The following is a 17,106-nucleotide window of genomic DNA, read 5'->3' as shown; positions in this document are numbered from 1 at the left end:
CCCTTTCATTCTTACTCGATGGTGAGAATTTCTGCAAAACCGGTTACCTGAAAAATCTCCATCACTGTTTCATTGACATTGACAAGCACCATTTTGCCCTGCTTATTCATCTGCTTCTGTCCGGTGAGAATGACGCGAAGCCCCGCACTGGACAGGTAGACCAGTTCGGCAAAATCCATTACCAGTTCCGTTATGTCTTCCAGGCTTGCTTTCAGTTCCGTCTCCAGCAGGGGGGCGGTATTGCTGTCCAGCCTGCCTGCAAGAGATAAGGTTAATTTACTTCCATCCAGTGTCTTATTGATATTCATATTGACATCTCCCTCATTTATGTTTATTTTAGATGATCTGTGTCCGTTACACAGAGCCTTTCTGGCATCAGACATGCCTTCTTGGCATTTTTATTTATATTCGGGAACCTTGCTTTCCTCAGTGCCTTCTTCATCAAACAACCTTACATTTTCTTTAGACATAAATCATAGGCTTACACCACCTGTTTACGATTTCTTTTCGGGTCTGTTTTCAGGCCGATATAGTCCAGGGCCAGGGCCAACAGCCCGGAGATGATAAAATAGAGCACCGCCACCATTACCAGGGGGAAGAAGGCGTCAAAGGTGCGGCTTCTGATGATGTCGCTGGCCTTGGTCAGGTCCTGGACGGCGATATACCCAACAACAGAAGTCATTTTGACCAGGGAGATAAACTCCCCCTTATAGACCGGCAGCACCTGTCTCACCGCCTGGGGCATGATAATATAGAGGAAGGTTTGCAGGGCGGTAAAACCACCGGCAATCCCGGCCTCCCTTTGTCCTTTGTCAACACTTTCGATGGCGGTGCGGAACATTTCGGAAACATAGGCGCCAAAGTTCATACCAAAGGCGATCACCGCCACCAGTACCGGGTTAATATCTACCGAGGCAAACACCACATAGAAAACGAGCATCAACAGGACCAGCACCGGAGTTCCCCGCAAGATGGAGATGTAAACCCGGGCCATCCTGCTCAGGACCTGGTTTTTCGCCATGCGCATGAAACAGATGAGGGCCCCCAGCAGCGTACCAAAAATTACGGAAAGCAACGAGATGAGGACAGTTATTTTCAAGCCGTCAACGATCAGCAGGTAACGCTGCTCCATGATGATATTGCTGTAGAAACTGGTTTTGATATTGCCGAAGATTTTACGGAACTGGGAAACGTTTACCGCTTTTTTTACCATCGCCGCCGTATCACTGGTATGATAGGGCCTGGAGAAATCAACCTTTTGTTTGCGTTCCTCGGTTACATTAAAGCAGGAAATAGCCAGATCAATTTTGCCGGATTGCAGGGCCGGTATCAGGGCGGAAAAGTTCATATTCTCAACGACTACCTTTTTGCCCAGGGCCTGGCCGATACGCTCTGCCAGCTCGATATCAAAACCGCTCACTTCATTGGTGCCGGTGACAAATTCAAAGGGAGGCATCAGTGCCTCGGTGCCCACGCGCAAGGTTTCCTGGGCAGCAGGAGGATCAAACTGGGGCATGGCCGGCAAATTACCTTCGGTAAACCAGCGCTTTTTCATCTCATCCAGAGTTCCTTGATTCTCCAGATCTGTGATGGCCTGGTTTACCGAATTTAATAAAAGGGGATTGTCTTTCTTTAGGGCAATAGCCACATCAACTAATTGTACCGGCTCCTTGATCAGTTCTAAATCCGGATTCTGTTTGGCAATATCTTGGAGGGTGGTGCGCTCAAAGACAACTGCATCGATCTTGTTGCTACTCAGTGCCCCAGCGGCATCAATAATATTGTTCATATCAAATATTTGGGCCTGGGGAAATCTCTGCCGGGCGGCATTGTCGCCTGCCGAGCCGGTCAAAACTCCGATCCGCTTATCTTTTAAATCATCCAGCGTCATCGCCCCATTTTCTTGACTACTGTCGTCATAGCGGGCGATATTTTTTTTCAGGGCAAAGACGCTTGCCCCTAATTCATAATAGGGGTCGGAAAAATCAATCTGCTTCTTTCTTTCTTCCGTGATCACCAGGGTGCTGTCGATCATATCAATCTTATTGCCGGCAGCAGCGGAAATCAGGCTGCTGAATTCCATGTCCTCCAGAACAAGTTCTTTTCCCAAATAAGCGGCAAATCTTTCTGCCATTTCAATATCAAAACCAACTATTTTGTTGTTTTTCACAATGGCAAAAGGCATCCCTTTGTCGCTGACGACACCCACGACGAGACGGCCGTTGTTTTTGGGGTTTTCTAGCACCGGCATTTCTGTGGTTCCGTCGGTGATCCATCTCTTGACCATGTCGTCATAAACGCCGTTATTTTTGATTTCAGCTAAAAATGTGTTGAACTCTTCCCGCAAGGCATCATTGTTCTGGTTAAAGCCCATGCCCATGGGCACTCTAAACAGATTCTGCCCTAAAAAAGCCAGCTTATCGTCCTCCCGCATCATCGTCAGCAGTGATTCGTGGGTATAGAAAGCCGCGTCGACCTTTCCTGTCTTTACGGCAAGAATCAGGTCGGATTGGCTTTTATACTGCAAGACGGTGGCATCAGGATAAGTCTTATTTGCGTAATCGTCGTGAATACCGCCTAACAAAACCCCAATCCGTTTATCTTTGAGGTCATCAACGGTATTTAGCTTGCCGCTGTTATCGTCGGCTCCGGTTGTCTGTCCGCTCTCGTTTCTGCAGCCAGCCAATGAGAAAACAAGAATAAGGACAAGCACTATTCTCAGTATTTTATTCCCCATTATTTTTCCCCTTTACGAAAATTTAAGCTAGAAATTCTTAATGGCTTCCTCTGCTTTTTCCATTTTTACCTCTTTCATGTTCACAAGCGACCCTCTCCTTTATGACAACTTTATTGGTTTCTTCATTTATTCCCGACCTCTTTCTTTGCCCGTTTGTCGTATCCGCACAAGGAACATTTGAAAATATGTGTCACCGCAAGACTTTCACTGTCGGGGAGCGAGGTCCATATGGTGCAGAAGTTACAGACCGGATGACATTCCTCCCCTGACAGGGCTTTACTTTTTACATAGCATTTTCCTCTGCGGGGAAATCGGGTCTCTGGTACGGTGAATCTGCACGCCTCTCCGGCTCCACTGGAAAAGTTTCTGTCAGTTATTCAGTACTACCTCCATTTCACGGGATTACCATATATATTATATAAAACCAACGGTTAACAAAATAGTTAACAAAAATATTAAATTCGACTTTTTTCTAACATTTCCTTTTTAATTAACAGACCTATGATATAGCAAGAGAGTCAAAACAATTTTATGGGGGTATCTGAAATGAGCGGCATTGCAGGCGTGAGGCTGACGTGCCCGAAAGCGACTCCGGGGGGACTTGTCCGCCAGGAGCTTTTGGACACCATTCTTCAAAGTCCCAAAAGACTTATCTATATTCATGCCGGAGCGGGCTACGGAAAGACTACGCTGCTTGCACAAATAGCGGGCTCCTATAAGATTGCTGTTTGGATTTCGCTTGACGGGAAAAATGAGATTTTCACTTTTGTCGGCTTATTAAGCGAGGCTGTGGGCCGGGTGTTTCAGGGTTACCGCTTTTCCACCTCGGAATTTATGCCCTTTGAGGGCAGAGAGAATTTCATCACGCTCCTTGCCAATGCGTTTTTAAACAGCCTGGAAAAGCTTTCGGCAGCTTTGCCATCCTTCTGGATGACCTCCATACCATTAACGATCCCGGGTTAAGAGAGCTTATTGCTTACATCATGAAATACCTGCCGGAAAACGTGCGGCTTTGCCTGGGCAGCCGCGAGATTCCCTGGCCGGGACTGGCGGCCCTGCGGGCGCGAGGGAAAATTCTGGAACTTACGCAAAAGGAAATGCAATTTACCAAGGATGAGGCAGCGCGTTTTATTGGCTTTGATGACGACCATCTTTACGCGCTGGCAGAAGGATGGCCTCTGGCCTTCGGTTCCTTTAAGGTGCTTTTTCAAAACGGCATTTCACCTGGGGCGACCCCATCCCACGGTCATGATACGCTGTATGAATACCTCCTTCATGAATGCATCCTGCGCCTCGCGCCGGAGGTGGTGGATTTTCTGCACACCACCGCCTGCTTTGAGGAACTGGATGCGCCGATGCTGAATGCTGTATTGGGCATCCAAAACGCCAGGCTTATTCTGGACAGCCTGGCCGCGCGCAATATTTTTACGATCAGGACCAGCGGCACCGTGTTCCGGTACCACGCGCTTTTCACCAGCAAGCCGCTGCCTTCAGCTATGCTCCCGAAACGGAATATACAGTTATTTTAAAATGCGAGACCGGTACGGGATTATTCTTCAGTACGCCCTCGCCAATGACATCGAACCTGATTTTGCAAGGCAGATGATGGATCTGGCAGGCTTTGGGGAAAAGAAAATCTATATTGAAACCTTTGGCGGTTTCTCCGTTTTTGCCTGTAAAAACAGAAAGAGGCCGGTAAAAATGCGCTCCAAAAAAGAGCGCGAGCTTCTGGCATTTCTTATTGACGCGGGCGACGATGGGGCCACGAAGGAGCAGATCTATGAAGCCATCTGGTTTGACTCCGAATCCCGGAATATCAAAAAATTGATCGATGTCAATATTACCCACATCAGAACAGACCTTGCCGGCCTTGGCATTTCCCTTTCTGTGGTGAACCATCAAAAGCATTACATCCTCTGTCGGGACGAAATCACGTCCGATATCGATTTGTTTGAAGCGGCCTGCAGCGCTTTTGAACAGCAGCCCTGTATCGATACCGCTCAAAAAATCCTCTCTCTTTACAAAGGGGAATATCTCTCCGGCTTTGAGGCGCTCTGGGCCGTGCCAAAAAGGATAAAGTACCGCAGAATTTATGAGGAAGCTGTAAAATATTGCAAGACCTAGGCAATGTACTTAATCTTTTCATTGCTGAATATTTCACACTGAGGAAGGAAATTTAATAAAATTTGGTAAAGTCCGATTTAAAAGGAAAAAGGGCCCCACGGCAATTGTTGGGACCCTTCTTATTTAACCGAAAGGGTAAGCTTTCAATTATTTCCTTGCTTTAATCGCTGCCCCGGCAAATGCCCCATCAATGGCGTCTAAACCAATGCTTTTTGTATCAAAACCGAACGGTTTAGCCAAGTCTAAAATTATTTCTTTGGTATAAACATGAATAGGGTCAACTTTAATTTCTTCAAACCCAACAGTACTTAATAATTTTTTATACTCATTTGCATTCAACGCACCAGCCAGGCACCCAACCCACATTTCAGCATTTTTTTTCGCTTCACTGGGAATATCTTTCAAAGTAACAATATCTGCAATAGCCAGTCTCCCGCCTTTTTTAAGTACCCGGTAAGCTTCGGAAAGTGCCTTTTCCTTATTTTCGGACAGATTAATCACACAGTTTGACATAATCACATCAACCGACTCATCCGGCAAAGGAATCTCTTCTATGTACCCTTTTAAAAAGGATACATTGGTGATACCTGCCGTTTCTTTATTTCTATTCGCCAGCTCCAACATTTCATCTGTCATGTCAAGCCCGTAGACTTTTCCGGCATCTCCTACATATTTTGAGGCAAGAAATACATCGATTCCTCCTCCGCTTCCTAAATCAAGAACTATTTCCCCTTCTTTTAGACCGGCAAAGAGTAATGGATTGGCACAACCAAGTGAGGCATTAACAGCTTCTTGAGGCAAATTCTTGATGGTTTCCATATCATATAATCCTGCGGAGATATCTTCTCCGCAACACGGACTGCTGCAACAACTGCTCTTTTTCACTCCGGTAACATTTTTGGCAATATTACCATATTTCTCTTTCACCGTTTCCTTCACATTAAAATCCATTATCAGCGCCCCTTTTCTTTATCTTTACTTGCATTTTGCAAGTATATTCTTAAAAAATTTAGTCTGTACAACAAGGCCCGGCTTTTGTCAACGCCCAAGTCAGTAATTTTAAAGAATGGATTACCGATTCTTTCTCAAATTCCGTCATGAAGGAAAAAACACGTTCTATGTGTTTCTCCATATATTGACGCAATAGTAGAGATACCCTTTCTCCTTCACTAGTTAGACTTAATACATTTACTCTTTTATCCTCTTCATCCAAAGCTTTTTCGATCAGTCCTTTCGTCACCAATGATTTGATTTGCCGACTGAAAGTAGTGATGTCGATGCCAAGTTCATCGGCCACACTTTGCATGGATGGGTTCTTCTTTCTTTTTATTTCGTACAATATATGGCTTTGGACCAGCGATACATCCTGCCCGCAACAAGACTCACAACAATTTGCATTGAGTAATCCATATCGGCGTACGAAAAGATGAATCAACTCATTGACATCTTCCAATTTTTTCACCTCTAGATACAGTATAGAACATTTACTTGTATTGTGCAAGTATTGTGCAAATATCCTTATAAAAAATTTTTGCCATTTTTTAATCCTGGTTTCCATCTGAAAAAGGTTACATGGATGCTTTCGAAAAATATTTTTTCTTAAAACCAAGAGCCACATTGACAAGCCAAATCATTACCGGGACCTCGATTAAGGGACCTATTACAGCCGCAAAAGCCTGGCCTGATTCAATGCCAAATACCGCTACAGCAACTGCGATGGCTAACTCAAAGTTATTACTTGCCGCAGTAAAAGATAAAGTTGTTGTCTGCTCATAATTAACACCCATCCGATGGCTAATATAAAAGGAGACTAAAAACATCACTAAGAAGTAGATCACCAGAGGTATAGCAATTCTTACTACATCCATGGGCAACTTAATAATGTAGTTTCCTTTTAATGAAAACATGACAACAATCGTAAAAAGCAAAGCAATCAGGGCTATCGGGCTGATTTTCGGTACAAATGTTTTTTCATACCATTCTTTTCCTTTGGCCGGCACAAGAAAATAGCGTGTTAAGAAACCTGCAACGAAGGGAATTCCCAGATAAACAGCTACGCTTTTTGCCACTTCACCCATGGAAATATGCACGACCATTCCCTTCATGCCGATCCATTGAGGCAACAGTGTAATAAAAATATAGGCATAAAAGGAAAAGAAAATCACTTGAAAAATAGAATTTAATGCTACCAATGCAGCAGCGTATTCTGAATCACCTCTCGCAAGACTGTTCCAAACAATAACCATGGCAATGCAGCGCGCCAGGCCAATTAGAATTAAACCTGCCATATATTCCGGATAATTATGCAGGAAGATGATCGCTAAAATAAACATGAACACCGGACCAATGATCCAGTTTTGAACCAACGAAAGGGTTACTACCTTCCTGTTTTTAAATACTTTTCCCAGTTCCTCATATCTTACCTTGGCCAGAGGGGGATACATCATCACGATTAATCCTACGGCGATGGGAATGGATGTCGTTCCTACGGAAAACTTATTTAGTAAATCAGCGACTCCGGGAAATACATAGCCAATTCCCACCCCTATTGCCATGGCAAGAAAAATCCATAATGTTAAAAATCGGTCCAGAAAACCTAATTTTGCGGAAACATGCTCACCCATCGATTTTTCCTCCTTAAAAAATAATCTTATCGATGATCGTGTGGTAAAATACGATGCTACCATTCCTTTTGTTCTCGTAAAAGTTATTTACACTTTTCACCATCCCAATTGATACTTTTACAAATACAGTTTTCGTCATCTTGACTTAAATCACTCAAAAACGTTTTTATTTCTTCCATTCTCTTTTGATCCAAAGAATAATGCATCCAGGCTCCCTCTCTGCGTCCTATCACGATACCGCTCTCGGTCAAGATTTTCATATGATAAGACAAGGTAGGCTGGGTAATATGAAAACTCTCCAATATCTTGCAGGCACAAAGTTCTCCGCAGGAAAGCATGTCGATAATTTTCAATCTTGTTTCATCGGCAAGAGCTTTAAAAACGGGAACGTATTCACGATAAATAACCATTATTCACCCCATCCTCGTGAACTGATATAGATAATGTTCTATGATATAGAAATATATCTATATCATTATTCTATGCCCCATATAGAAAAATATCAATATGTTTTATAAAAAATGGGCCCAGGGGCCACAAAATTTAGTCATTCACTTTGTGCGAATTTTAAAAACACCCCAAAAGGGGTGCTCGAGCGATACTTCCTTTAAGTCTTCTATCTTAAACCGGCCCTTGCATTTTTCTGCTTTTGATATCCAACTCTTTTAATAGGACCAACTGACTGGGTGGTACAGGCTCTCCGTCATCATACTCTGGTTCGGTAAAGAATAGGCAGTCTCTTTCTCTTAAAATCTCCTGTTCGGAAAGCTCCGTATTGTATCGATAACATTTATGCGGCTCCGTTCGGATTAAAATTCCACAATCTATACATCTTCCCATGAGAATACCCCCTACCTAAACAAGTACTGGTACACTAAAATCATGAAAGGAAAAGAGCCTGCCTATGTAAGAACTATACCGGAGTAAAGTTCTTCCCTATTAGAATTTGCGTTCACTGCGCATGCGAAAAACAATTTATTTTTGACAACCACAATCCACGTTGCCCGCAACAATTTCGGTCCAATCTCCTAGTACATCATGGGTCCAGCAATCATCTGCACCAGCAGCCTCCCGCATGACAAGAGCAAATATGTAAGCTAATTCCCTGGGAGTAGCACCTGCATCTAGCGCACCTTTAAAATGTTTAATCACACAAGGTTTGGATCTTGCCTTAATGGATACGGCAAAACAAATAAACTGATAGGTTTTTTCATCAATCAGCCGTTTCTCTTTGTATAACTCGTCAATTTCATCCAACTTTTGGGCAAATTCCGGAAACAATTCCGCCAGCATCCTCATTGATCATACACCTCTCCCTTTTTTAATCGCTTTACTTCTAAAGAATAGTCCCGATGCTCTGACTCTTGCCATCACCTCCGAACGTTTAATTGTTACGAAGATATACACAACGTCAGCATTCTTTTTTCAATTTTTCTTTTATTTCCTTGATTTTTTCATTGCATGCCAAGGTACCCATGCGGGCAATTTCTTTCTCATAGCCAGGCAAATCTGTCAGATCTGCTCCCAGGAATGTAAAAAATTCCTTCCATAAACTAGCTAATTCCGCAGTATTTAAGGTATAACAGATAAAATACCCTTCCTTGTTTTCAACGACCAGTTCCGCGTCTTTCAAAATCTTTAGGTGTTGAGAAACCCTGGGCTGAAGCATATCCAGTACTTCGCTTAATTCACAAACACACATACCCTGAACAGAAAGCATCTTAATAATTTTCAACCGGGTAGGTTCACCGAGGGCTTTAAATGCTTTATATATTCTTTTGTCCAAAATTGACTCACTCTCTTTCATCATATACTAATTTACTTATTACCAGAATATTCTACAACTTAATCTCAACCTCTGCAAATCAGAGAGTAAGTGAACGGCAGCTATGATCCCTTATAATTCTTTTGCCTCAAGCCATCGGGTAACATCATGGACCATTTGTTGCTTGTCAGATTGAGCCCTCACATTTTTAATCCGGTCAAGCATGCTGTCCTTTTTAAATAAACAGCCTTCTAAACTTTTCCTGATGTCTCTGATTAATCTTTCTTCCAGAGCGTCAGAAAAAACTTTCACGGCATCAATGTAACCGCTTTTTAGGCAAAATCCGATTTCTATCTCTCCCCAACTGAAACGTTGGCTTAAGGAAATATCAAATTGAGGAGTGTTACCAAAGCGCCATTCCCAAGAGGAATACTTTTCCACCAATGGCCCGATATTAAAACTATCTTGGTCAACTGCTATTGGTTGGGCATCCCCCTCGTAGATATCATGAAAGCTCTCCTCCATACTTTTTGCCACATCACTTAAGGTGATCGATTCAGAAATCTCCGATAGGTTAACTACTCTTGACCGGACAGAATCAACCCCTTTCGAAATAATTTTTTCCTGGGATACCTGCAAGTAACGACTAAGTTTCATTAAATCGCAATGAACCAGGATCGTCCCATGATGCAAAGCATTCTCCCGATGAAAATAATATGCGTTGCCGGAAAACTTTTTACCTTCAATGACCAGATCGTTTCTCCCCCAAAATTCCCCCTTCAACCCAAGCCTGTTTAAGGCCCGTAAAACTACCCCTAACTGTTTTGACAAATCATAATGCCTTTTGTTCATCGCAAAAGTAAAGTTTAAGTTGCCTAAGTCGTGATACACAGCTCCCCCACCTGATAACCGGCGGGCAAGTTTTCCCCCGTCCTTTTCCAGTTCAAGATGGCGGCACTCTTTCCAGGCATTTTGGTTTCTGCCGATGACCACCGTTTTGTCATTTTGCCATAAATAAAGTATGATCCTCTCCGGGGAACACTGTTTCAAAAGGTATTCTTCCAAAGCCTGATTTACCCACGGATCAGATGACACAGATTTGTATATGCATGTTTTCGGTTTCTCATAAATCATGTTTTTCCCCCGGCTTAACCTATTTTTTGTAATAGCCGTCAGCGATACGGTCAAATTTGATCCGGATGTCTTCCACTACTTGATCAACCATTTCCATGTGTTCCTTGGTTACGTTTCGGGTAGAAAGCGCCGGACCTTCGGCAGTCTTTTGCCCAATGATATCCGCTACCTGGACAACATCACTGACCTTTCCGCTTAGTTTTTCCGTAGCCCTCTTGGCACACCATTTTCCGCAGCCGTCAACGGTAATTGTAGGGTGTGCTTGAGCAAATCCCCGTTCTTCTTCCCCTCCGGCAATAAATAGTGGTAAACAAATGGTGACCGCTTCTCCTAAACGAATTCTCTCAAGAATTTTTCTTGTCGCTAAACGTGAGACGGTTCCTCCAAAACAGTCTTCCCCACTGCACGAAATGACTCCAATTTTAACCAGTTCCATTTCTATTCCTCCCTGTAAATTTCCCTCACTCGGGCTGCTAATTTTTCCGATGTCTCATCAACAATCTTCCAACCTTCTTCATTAAGAGCAGTAGCACTACCCGGCGCCGCTCCCCGGTATTCTTTCAAAGCGTCTACTACCCGGAATTTTTCTGCAATATTTCCGCCAATGTAGGCTACACTTTTGGCAGCACACATTTTGGGACAGCCGTCTATGGTCATACATTTCCCATCTTTGATCCGGTCTGAAATCTCCTGATCTCCGGTGACAATATGGGCCAGGCAGTCTGTTTCAGCTTCTTCAATACAAATCTCCTGAGCAATCTTTAAGGCCATTTCCCGGGCTAACAGGCCATGGACCTTACCGATGCCACTGCACGGGATTACTTTTACCTTCTTAGACATGAAACTCATCGACCTTCCTTTTCATGATCTTGAAATAACTTTCGGTGTCCAATAAAAGCTCTTTGTCACTTTCAAAGTCTATTAATTTTAACTCCACGATCCACCCTTTTTCATAGGGGTTGTCATTAATGTATTCAGGATAATCCAACAGTTGATCATTGATTGCGGTAACGATCCCGGAAACCGGGCAAATAATTTCAAAGACCGCTTTCCCTGACTCAATAGAACCTGCTTCACCAAACTGCTCTATTTCACTGCCAATGGATGGAGGAGTAAAAAACATAATATCCGAGAGGCTCTTTTGCACAAAGTCGGTAACACCAATCCGGGCTTTATTGCCGACTACATAGGCCCAGCAATCATTTTCGTTAAAGTAGAAACCTTGTTGGGGAACCCGGAAAATAAATTTGTCTTTTTGATATCGTTCATACTCAAATTCCGTCGGGAAAACAACTGCTTCTTTCGCTTTCTGCTCTTCTTTCGGTTTTTCTTCAAATAGGCTCTTTACGATTAAATCACATAGGAGCAACTCGTTTGGTCCCATTCTTGAAGAAGGGCCAATTTTAATATTGTACTTCTTGCTCTCCTCGGTAATATTAATCTTTTCAGCAATTTTCAATCCCTTTTCCGCAGCAAGCTTCGAGGCACAGCGGGTACCGCATCCGTCAATCACCGCAAGAGGTTTTTCTGCCGCTATCTGGTTGTACCGGCTATCCGATACCCGGTACAGGACCGGACAAAGTATTTCACTCCCGGTCTGCTCCGTCAGCCGCAGAGCAATTTCTCTGGTTAAAGATCCCGCCGGTTTGTCTAATCCATTGCAGGGAAGGATGGCATAGGTTTTACTCACTTCCCCCCAACTCCTTCCTGATTTCTTTGATTCTTTTTGTCGTCTCATTTTTATTAGGAAAAGCGAGGGCATCGGGGCCACAGGTTTTTCCGCAGGCCCGGCAGAATACCACACAATTGTGCGGATTTTTTACAATAAGCCGTTTCTCTTCGTTTTCCCTTACTTCAAAAACCTGGTGAGGACAGAACTTCACACATTCCATACAGTAATCGCACTTGACATAATCAATGGCCGGTGCCCAATCAATCTTATCCCGGGGCACGCCCATAAAGGTATTTTCACCCATCTTCAACCCTCCAGTTCATCCAAAGCCTGTTGGACCTTGGCCACTGCTTCTTCTGTTGTCATATCCCGCACATCAAGGGGAATCAGATCTCTATGAATATCGAGCCCGGCATGAGAAAAGGCATCCCGGAACAGCTTTTTCTGCATGTTGGGAGCACAGCCCCCAATTATCACCTTTCGGTGCGCTTTTAAAAAGTCCGCCAAAAATCTGTCTCCATCCTCTTCACAAAGCTGGGGATGAATAAAACCATACTCCACCGGAAGTTCCACCCTTACCTGATTGATAAAATCCCAGATATCCATTTTGGAAAAGCCGGGGCATTTCCCGGTACACACACACATAATAAAGCCGGGTAGTTGTTTTTCATTCTCTTCCATGTTTCTTCCCCTCCTATTTATTAAAATTGTGTTCACAAAAAATCATTTTACCTGATGAATAGCCATGCCAATTGCATCTCCACATGCCTCCATAATCGCTTCGCTTAAGGTAGGATGGGGATGAATCATCCTCGCTAATACTTCAGCTTTAACACCTAAGGTAATCGCTAATGTTAATTCAGAGATCATTTCCGATGCTTCCGGGCCTAAAATTTGCCCGCCAATGATTACATGATCATCAGCTCTAATTACAACTTTCACAAAGCCCTCTCTTGTATTCAATGTCAAAGCACGGCCATTATGGCGGAAATCGGATCGTCCAACTTTCACAGGAATACCGCGCTTCCGGGCTTCCCTTTCATGAATACCCACGGCAGCAACCTCCGGTTGAGTATAAACACAGGAAGGAACAGCATCATAATGAACCCTGGTTCCGAAACCCAATGCGTTCTCTACTGCCGCAAACCCCTCCGAATAGGCTAAATGGGCCAGAAGCTTCCCCCCGATGGCATCTCCGGCAGCATAAATACCCTCTATACTTGTTTCCATCCTCTCATTTACCAAAATAGCGCCTTTGCTGTCAGTTTTAATGCCTAGATTGATTATATCAGGAGTAGCTGTCCTAAGTTTTCTCCCCACCGCCATTAACACTTTGTCAGTATTTATAACCATTTCTTTGTTTTTATCGGTCATTGATATTTCCAATAAACCGTGTTTCTCATGTATTTCTTTGACAGTAGACGCAAGCTTAAATCCGATCCCACGCCTTTTTAGAATTTTCAGCAGTTCTTTTGTAATTTCCTCATCTTCTTGGGGTAAAATGCTATCTTCTGCTTCTATCACAGTTACTTTAGAGCCCACATTGTTAAAGATATGGGCAAATTCTAATCCTACGGCACCGGCTCCCACAATAACCAATGATTTTGGAACCTCCTGCAGTTCCAATGCCTCATTACTGGTGATCACCCCAAGACAATGAATACCAGGAATATTAGGAAGAGACGGATCTGAACCTACGGTAATAATTAGTTTACTAAAGGAAACTTTAACCCTTCCATCTTCCATATATACAGTTAATTCTCGAGGATTCAGTATTTCTCCCCGTCCTCTTAATAACACGATTTTTTGTTCGGTTATCAAATGTTCCAGACCCAAACGCAGGTTCTTTACCACACGTTCTTTACGTAACCAAGCTGACTGCCAATCCATATCGGATACCAGGGCATCGATACCGTATTCCTTTGCACCATGACATAAATACGCTACCTCAGAATTTTTTAATAAGGCCTTGGTCGGTATGCATCCACGATTTAAACAAACTCCGCCTAATTCTCTTTCTTCTACCAAAACTACTTCTGCTCCCAGTTGAGCTGCTCTCATTGCCGCTACATAGCCTGCAGGACCGCCACCTAAAATAGCTATTTGGGTCTTCAATGGATTAACCTTCTCCAAGCCATCTTCCTCCCATGTATCTAATATTTATTATCATATAATAATATTCTTATATAATTATATTATATTATTAGTCTAAAATATTCAAGAAACTTTTTTTCGTTTGGTTTGATACACCGAGGCATAATCACCTCAAATCTCTTTCCACCTATAAAAACGACCCTGACTGGGTCGCTTTTTATAGGTTCACATCATTTATCCCTTCTAAAGCAAAAAAATACCGTCATCCTGTTACAAGATTTGGACATATCCTTCCGTTCCGTTGACTAGGATCCTCTGCCCCTCTTTGATCAGCTTGGTAGCATTCTCCACGCCTGCGACTGCCGGAAGTCCGTATTCCCGCGCGACAACTGCGCCATGCGTCATCACTCCGCCTACTTCCGTCACTAAGCCCTTAATGGATACGAACAGAGGAGACCAGCTGGGGTCAGTGAATGCGGTTACCAAAATGTCATCTTCCTCTATGTCGACGTCTTCCATCTTTAAAACAACCCGCGCCCGGCCCTCGACGACGCCGGATGAAACGGCTATACCGGCCAAGGCCCCTTGGGGGATGTTTTCCATATTGTATTCGCCGGATATAATCTCTCCCTCAGACGTCATCACCCGAGGCGGCGTCAGCTTGTCAAAGACCTCGTATTCCGCTTTTCGCTTGGTTATAATGCTATAATCCAGCCGGTGTGTTTTAACCGCCTCTCTCAGCTCCTCAAAATACAGATAATAGATATCTTCCTTATCACGGATGATACCTTTTCGTACAAGGTTGTCAGCTTCCTTCAGCAACGCCTGTTTACAGATAAAGAAACGTTGTGTGAGGGCATATTTGGGATATTCCCGATAGCCAGCTAAGGTTCGTAGAGTATTGATCATCTTCTTTGTTTTTTGGGCCTTTTTCTTGCCCCCGGGCAGCTTCTCGAGCCGGCTCAGAAGATCCTGCGCTTTTTGTTCAGCCTCCAGACGGCCCTGCTCAAATATGGTTTTGTGCGCATGGGGCGCGAAATTCTTGATATTGCCGAGAATCATTGAGGCGAGCGTGGTCGGCTGTTCGCTCCAGCGCGGTCTGGTTATATCCAGCTCGCCGGAACAACGCATGCCGTTTTTATCAAGATACGCCCGTAGAGAGCGGCTAACCGCCTCGCCGCCTTCCAGCTTGGTCAGGCCTTCAAAAAAGGCCTCATCACTGGGATGATGAAAATATTCAATTACCTCCGGATATTGCCGGACGACGTCTGCTACATCCAACAACGCAAGCCCCATCTCAGAGGCAGGGTTATTTTCTACCGATTTTGAGAGTATGTCGGCCACATTTTTCTCGCCCAACCATTTTCCCAAGTTCTTATTGAGCCAGTTCGTCGCCAGTAACAAAACTGAGATCGCTCCCATGCTGCCCGGATTGTACATGATGTCTTGCAATTCCTTAAAGTCCTCCGGTATAAAGGTAAACAGTTCCTCTCCCGATAAGCCTGCAATCCTTTTCTGCAGGTCTCTGACAGACGCTTCGTTACGCGACATAAGACTTTGAATAACCGCTTCATCTGGTTTGCGATAGATCTTGATAGTCTGAACGAGAAACGCCCAGGATAGCCCGCTGCTGCCCAAACCAATGGTTTTCTTTCCATGCGATAATGATTTCATAAAGTCTTTTCGCTTTATTAGACTCCGGATCGCATTCCCTATGAGCGGGTCGCTTTTACCCATAGCCAGTACCATGCTTCGCCCGATGGGTGAGGTGAGATCATGGGCTACATCGAGGAACCACCTTCCCCCGGCTTGCGGCATTGATAATGTGGAAAAGCGAGTACCTAATAGTTGGAGCATAGACATCCCCAGTGGTCTGATGGCATCCGTCATATTCTGTTGATGTCCCACCGATACAAATACATGATTTTTCCCATCGGTCACTTCGGGAATCGGGTATAGCGTTGTGATGGGGCGACTCTGGACAATATAAAAAGCATGATCAACAAGACACCATTCAATATCCTGCGGGCAGTTGAAATAAGCCTCGATCTTTCTGCCCATGCTCTCAAGCTGTAAAATCTGCTCATCCGTCAGCGTCTGCATGTTCTGACGTCCGGGCTCGATCTCCCGCTCCTGCGTACCACCTTTTTCTAAAGCGTAGATGGCCAGTTTCTTGGTGGATATTTTCTTATTGACGATTCTGCCCTCCCGTACTTTGTAAATATCAGCATTCACCAGGCCGGAGACCAGCGCCTCGCCAAGCCCGAAGCTGGCATCGATGGACAGTACCTTCCGGTTGGAGGTGACGGGATCAGCCGTGAACATAATCCCGGCAGCCTGGGGAAAAACCATCCGCTGGATGACAACAGATAAATAGACTTTGCGGTGGTCGAAGCCGTTTTGGATGCGGTAGGTCACGGCACGATCGGTAAACAGCGACGCCCAGCACTTGCTGATATGCTGCAGAATGGAATCTTTTCCTTTAATGTTCAAATACGTATCCTGCTGGCCTGCAAAGGAGGCATTCGGCAAGTCCTCTGCCGTGGCGCTGGAACGCACGGCATAGGCATTATCCTCACCAAGCTTAGCGAGATCACGAACGATCTCTTCCTCGATATCCCTGGCAATGGCTATTCCTTCGATGACTTGGCGAACTTTTTTGCTAATTTCCTTGATTCTTTCTCTGTCTTCCACCTTTAGCAGGGACAATTGATCCAGTAATGAGTTTAATTCTGACATTTCCCCGATTATTCTTTTGTACGCTTCGGTGGTAACACAAAAACCCTCCGGTACCCGTATCCCTTCAATCCTGGATAGTTCCCCCAGGTTGGCCCCTTTACCGCCAACCACCATGAGCTTTTGTTTATCGATTTTTTCAAACCGGAGTACATATGAATTCATGCCTAGTCTCCTTTCCATTGTTTTGATGGCCAAACCGATCAGATAATCGTATCTA

At 44.2% G+C, this 17,106-nt stretch carries 20 protein-coding genes; 3 read left to right on the top strand and 17 right to left on the bottom strand.

The genetic code is table 11. The annotated features are described in order from the left end of the window. Positions 1-11: 11 nt before the first annotated feature. Together DCMF_RS01355 and DCMF_RS01350 are read right to left on the bottom strand one after the other, a co-directional pair. Positions 12-308: an STAS domain-containing protein gene (locus tag DCMF_RS01355; protein WP_148132765.1), complete on the bottom strand. Its 297-nt coding sequence runs from the start codon at positions 306-308 to the stop codon at positions 12-14. 173 nt (positions 309-481) lie between these two features. Continuing rightward, a complete protein-coding gene (locus DCMF_RS01350) occupies positions 482-2,737 on the bottom strand; it encodes an ABC transporter permease subunit (RefSeq protein ID WP_148132764.1) in 2,256 nt (751 codons plus the stop codon). A gap of 546 nt (positions 2,738-3,283) precedes the next feature. Between DCMF_RS01350 and DCMF_RS01345 the strand changes: the two genes are divergently transcribed. Genes DCMF_RS01345 through DCMF_RS01335 form a run of 3 tightly spaced genes read left to right on the top strand, consistent with a single transcriptional unit; the run spans position 3,284 to position 4,861 of the window. Beyond that, the gene (locus DCMF_RS01345) at positions 3,284-3,700 is read left to right on the top strand and encodes a hypothetical protein (RefSeq protein ID WP_148132763.1); all 417 of its coding nucleotides are present in this window, start codon (positions 3,284-3,286) and stop codon (positions 3,698-3,700) included. Positions 3,701-3,720: 20 nt separating this feature from the next. Beyond that, on the top strand, positions 3,721-4,266 hold the full coding sequence (locus DCMF_RS29015; protein ID WP_214659015.1) for a winged helix-turn-helix domain-containing protein: 546 nt from the start codon (positions 3,721-3,723) through the stop codon (positions 4,264-4,266). Position 4,267: 1 nt separating this feature from the next. Next, positions 4,268-4,861, top strand: a complete 594-nt coding sequence (locus tag DCMF_RS01335; protein ID WP_214659014.1) for an AfsR/SARP family transcriptional regulator — start codon at positions 4,268-4,270, stop codon at positions 4,859-4,861. 147 nt (positions 4,862-5,008) lie between these two features. On the opposite strand, the gene arsM is transcribed toward DCMF_RS01335, so the two are convergent. From arsM to ppsA, 15 genes are all read right to left on the bottom strand, one after another. Next, positions 5,009-5,812, bottom strand: coding sequence for an arsenite methyltransferase (gene arsM, locus DCMF_RS01330; protein ID WP_148132760.1), 804 nt, complete (start codon positions 5,810-5,812; stop codon positions 5,009-5,011). 58 nt (positions 5,813-5,870) lie between these two features. Further along, positions 5,871-6,419, bottom strand: coding sequence for a MarR family winged helix-turn-helix transcriptional regulator (locus DCMF_RS29990; RefSeq protein WP_214659012.1), 549 nt, complete (start codon positions 6,417-6,419; stop codon positions 5,871-5,873). 10 nt (positions 6,420-6,429) lie between these two features. Then, entirely contained in the window at positions 6,430-7,485 is a 1,056-nt protein-coding gene (arsB, locus tag DCMF_RS01320) for an ACR3 family arsenite efflux transporter (RefSeq protein WP_148132759.1), read from the bottom strand. A gap of 83 nt (positions 7,486-7,568) precedes the next feature. Then, positions 7,569-7,895 (bottom strand): ArsR/SmtB family transcription factor, encoded by a 327-nt coding sequence (locus DCMF_RS01315; RefSeq protein WP_214659011.1) that lies wholly within the window; start codon positions 7,893-7,895, stop codon positions 7,569-7,571. A gap of 211 nt (positions 7,896-8,106) precedes the next feature. Next, on the bottom strand, positions 8,107-8,325 hold the full coding sequence (locus tag DCMF_RS01310; protein WP_148132757.1) for a hypothetical protein: 219 nt from the start codon (positions 8,323-8,325) through the stop codon (positions 8,107-8,109). A gap of 135 nt (positions 8,326-8,460) precedes the next feature. Next, positions 8,461-8,784, bottom strand: coding sequence for a carboxymuconolactone decarboxylase family protein (locus DCMF_RS01305; protein ID WP_148132756.1), 324 nt, complete (start codon positions 8,782-8,784; stop codon positions 8,461-8,463). Positions 8,785-8,896: 112 nt separating this feature from the next. Further along, positions 8,897-9,271, bottom strand: coding sequence for an ArsR/SmtB family transcription factor (locus DCMF_RS01300; protein ID WP_236860157.1), 375 nt, complete (start codon positions 9,269-9,271; stop codon positions 8,897-8,899). A 111-nt stretch (positions 9,272-9,382) separates the two neighbouring features. After that, the gene (locus tag DCMF_RS01295) at positions 9,383-10,384 is read right to left on the bottom strand and encodes a lipoate--protein ligase (protein WP_148132755.1); all 1,002 of its coding nucleotides are present in this window, start codon (positions 10,382-10,384) and stop codon (positions 9,383-9,385) included. 19 nt (positions 10,385-10,403) lie between these two features. After that, positions 10,404-10,820 (bottom strand): putative zinc-binding protein, encoded by a 417-nt coding sequence (locus DCMF_RS01290; protein WP_148132754.1) that lies wholly within the window; start codon positions 10,818-10,820, stop codon positions 10,404-10,406. 2 nt (positions 10,821-10,822) lie between these two features. Continuing rightward, positions 10,823-11,224 (bottom strand): putative zinc-binding protein, encoded by a 402-nt coding sequence (locus tag DCMF_RS01285; RefSeq protein ID WP_335582379.1) that lies wholly within the window; start codon positions 11,222-11,224, stop codon positions 10,823-10,825. Then, positions 11,217-12,074: a putative zinc-binding protein gene (locus tag DCMF_RS01280; protein ID WP_148132752.1), complete on the bottom strand. Its 858-nt coding sequence runs from the start codon at positions 12,072-12,074 to the stop codon at positions 11,217-11,219. Before DCMF_RS01280 ends, DCMF_RS01285 begins: the two co-directional genes overlap by 8 nt. Next, positions 12,067-12,360, bottom strand: a complete 294-nt coding sequence (locus DCMF_RS01275) for a 4Fe-4S dicluster domain-containing protein (protein WP_148132751.1) — start codon at positions 12,358-12,360, stop codon at positions 12,067-12,069. Before DCMF_RS01275 ends, DCMF_RS01280 begins: the two co-directional genes overlap by 8 nt. 2 nt (positions 12,361-12,362) lie before the next feature. Further along, positions 12,363-12,737: a hypothetical protein gene (locus tag DCMF_RS01270; protein WP_148132750.1), complete on the bottom strand. Its 375-nt coding sequence runs from the start codon at positions 12,735-12,737 to the stop codon at positions 12,363-12,365. Between the two features lie 42 nt (positions 12,738-12,779). Next, the gene (gene lpdA / locus DCMF_RS01265) at positions 12,780-14,189 is read right to left on the bottom strand and encodes a dihydrolipoyl dehydrogenase (RefSeq protein WP_236860156.1); all 1,410 of its coding nucleotides are present in this window, start codon (positions 14,187-14,189) and stop codon (positions 12,780-12,782) included. A 231-nt stretch (positions 14,190-14,420) separates the two neighbouring features. After that, complete coding sequence (gene ppsA, locus DCMF_RS01260; protein ID WP_148132749.1) at positions 14,421-17,051, bottom strand: phosphoenolpyruvate synthase; 2,631 nt, start codon at positions 17,049-17,051, stop codon at positions 14,421-14,423. Positions 17,052-17,106 lie beyond the last annotated feature (55 nt).

Source organism: Candidatus Formimonas warabiya, from assembly GCF_002777255.1.
GTDB classification, from domain to species: Bacteria; Bacillota; Dehalobacteriia; order Dehalobacteriales; family Dehalobacteriaceae; genus Formimonas; species Formimonas warabiya.
Note: the sequence above shows the minus strand (reverse complement) of the source record. Positions and strands in the feature narration are given on the sequence as shown.

Excerpts from the sequence above, each read along its gene's own strand:
- DCMF_RS01355 (WP_148132765.1), bottom strand. The coding sequence starts at position 308 with ATGAATATCAATAAGACACTGGATGGAAGTAAATTAACCTTATCTCTT.
- DCMF_RS01350 (WP_148132764.1), bottom strand. The coding sequence starts at position 2,737 with ATGGGGAATAAAATACTGAGAATAGTGCTTGTCCTTATTCTTGTTTTC.
- DCMF_RS01345 (WP_148132763.1), top strand. The coding sequence starts at position 3,284 with ATGAGCGGCATTGCAGGCGTGAGGCTGACGTGCCCGAAAGCGACTCCG.
- DCMF_RS29015 (WP_214659015.1), top strand. The coding sequence starts at position 3,721 with ATGAAATACCTGCCGGAAAACGTGCGGCTTTGCCTGGGCAGCCGCGAG.
- DCMF_RS01335 (WP_214659014.1), top strand. The coding sequence starts at position 4,268 with ATGCGAGACCGGTACGGGATTATTCTTCAGTACGCCCTCGCCAATGAC.
- arsM (WP_148132760.1), bottom strand. The coding sequence starts at position 5,812 with ATGGATTTTAATGTGAAGGAAACGGTGAAAGAGAAATATGGTAATATT.
- DCMF_RS29990 (WP_214659012.1), bottom strand. The coding sequence starts at position 6,419 with ATGGAAACCAGGATTAAAAAATGGCAAAAATTTTTTATAAGGATATTT.
- arsB (WP_148132759.1), bottom strand. The coding sequence starts at position 7,485 with ATGGGTGAGCATGTTTCCGCAAAATTAGGTTTTCTGGACCGATTTTTA.
- DCMF_RS01315 (WP_214659011.1), bottom strand. The coding sequence starts at position 7,895 with ATGGTTATTTATCGTGAATACGTTCCCGTTTTTAAAGCTCTTGCCGAT.
- DCMF_RS01310 (WP_148132757.1), bottom strand. The coding sequence starts at position 8,325 with ATGGGAAGATGTATAGATTGTGGAATTTTAATCCGAACGGAGCCGCAT.
- DCMF_RS01305 (WP_148132756.1), bottom strand. The coding sequence starts at position 8,784 with ATGAGGATGCTGGCGGAATTGTTTCCGGAATTTGCCCAAAAGTTGGAT.
- DCMF_RS01295 (WP_148132755.1), bottom strand. The coding sequence starts at position 10,384 with ATGATTTATGAGAAACCGAAAACATGCATATACAAATCTGTGTCATCT.
- DCMF_RS01290 (WP_148132754.1), bottom strand. The coding sequence starts at position 10,820 with ATGGAACTGGTTAAAATTGGAGTCATTTCGTGCAGTGGGGAAGACTGT.
- DCMF_RS01285 (WP_335582379.1), bottom strand. The coding sequence starts at position 11,224 with ATGTCTAAGAAGGTAAAAGTAATCCCGTGCAGTGGCATCGGTAAGGTC.
- DCMF_RS01275 (WP_148132751.1), bottom strand. The coding sequence starts at position 12,360 with ATGGGTGAAAATACCTTTATGGGCGTGCCCCGGGATAAGATTGATTGG.
- DCMF_RS01270 (WP_148132750.1), bottom strand. The coding sequence starts at position 12,737 with ATGGAAGAGAATGAAAAACAACTACCCGGCTTTATTATGTGTGTGTGT.
- ppsA (WP_148132749.1), bottom strand. The coding sequence starts at position 17,051 with ATGAATTCATATGTACTCCGGTTTGAAAAAATCGATAAACAAAAGCTC.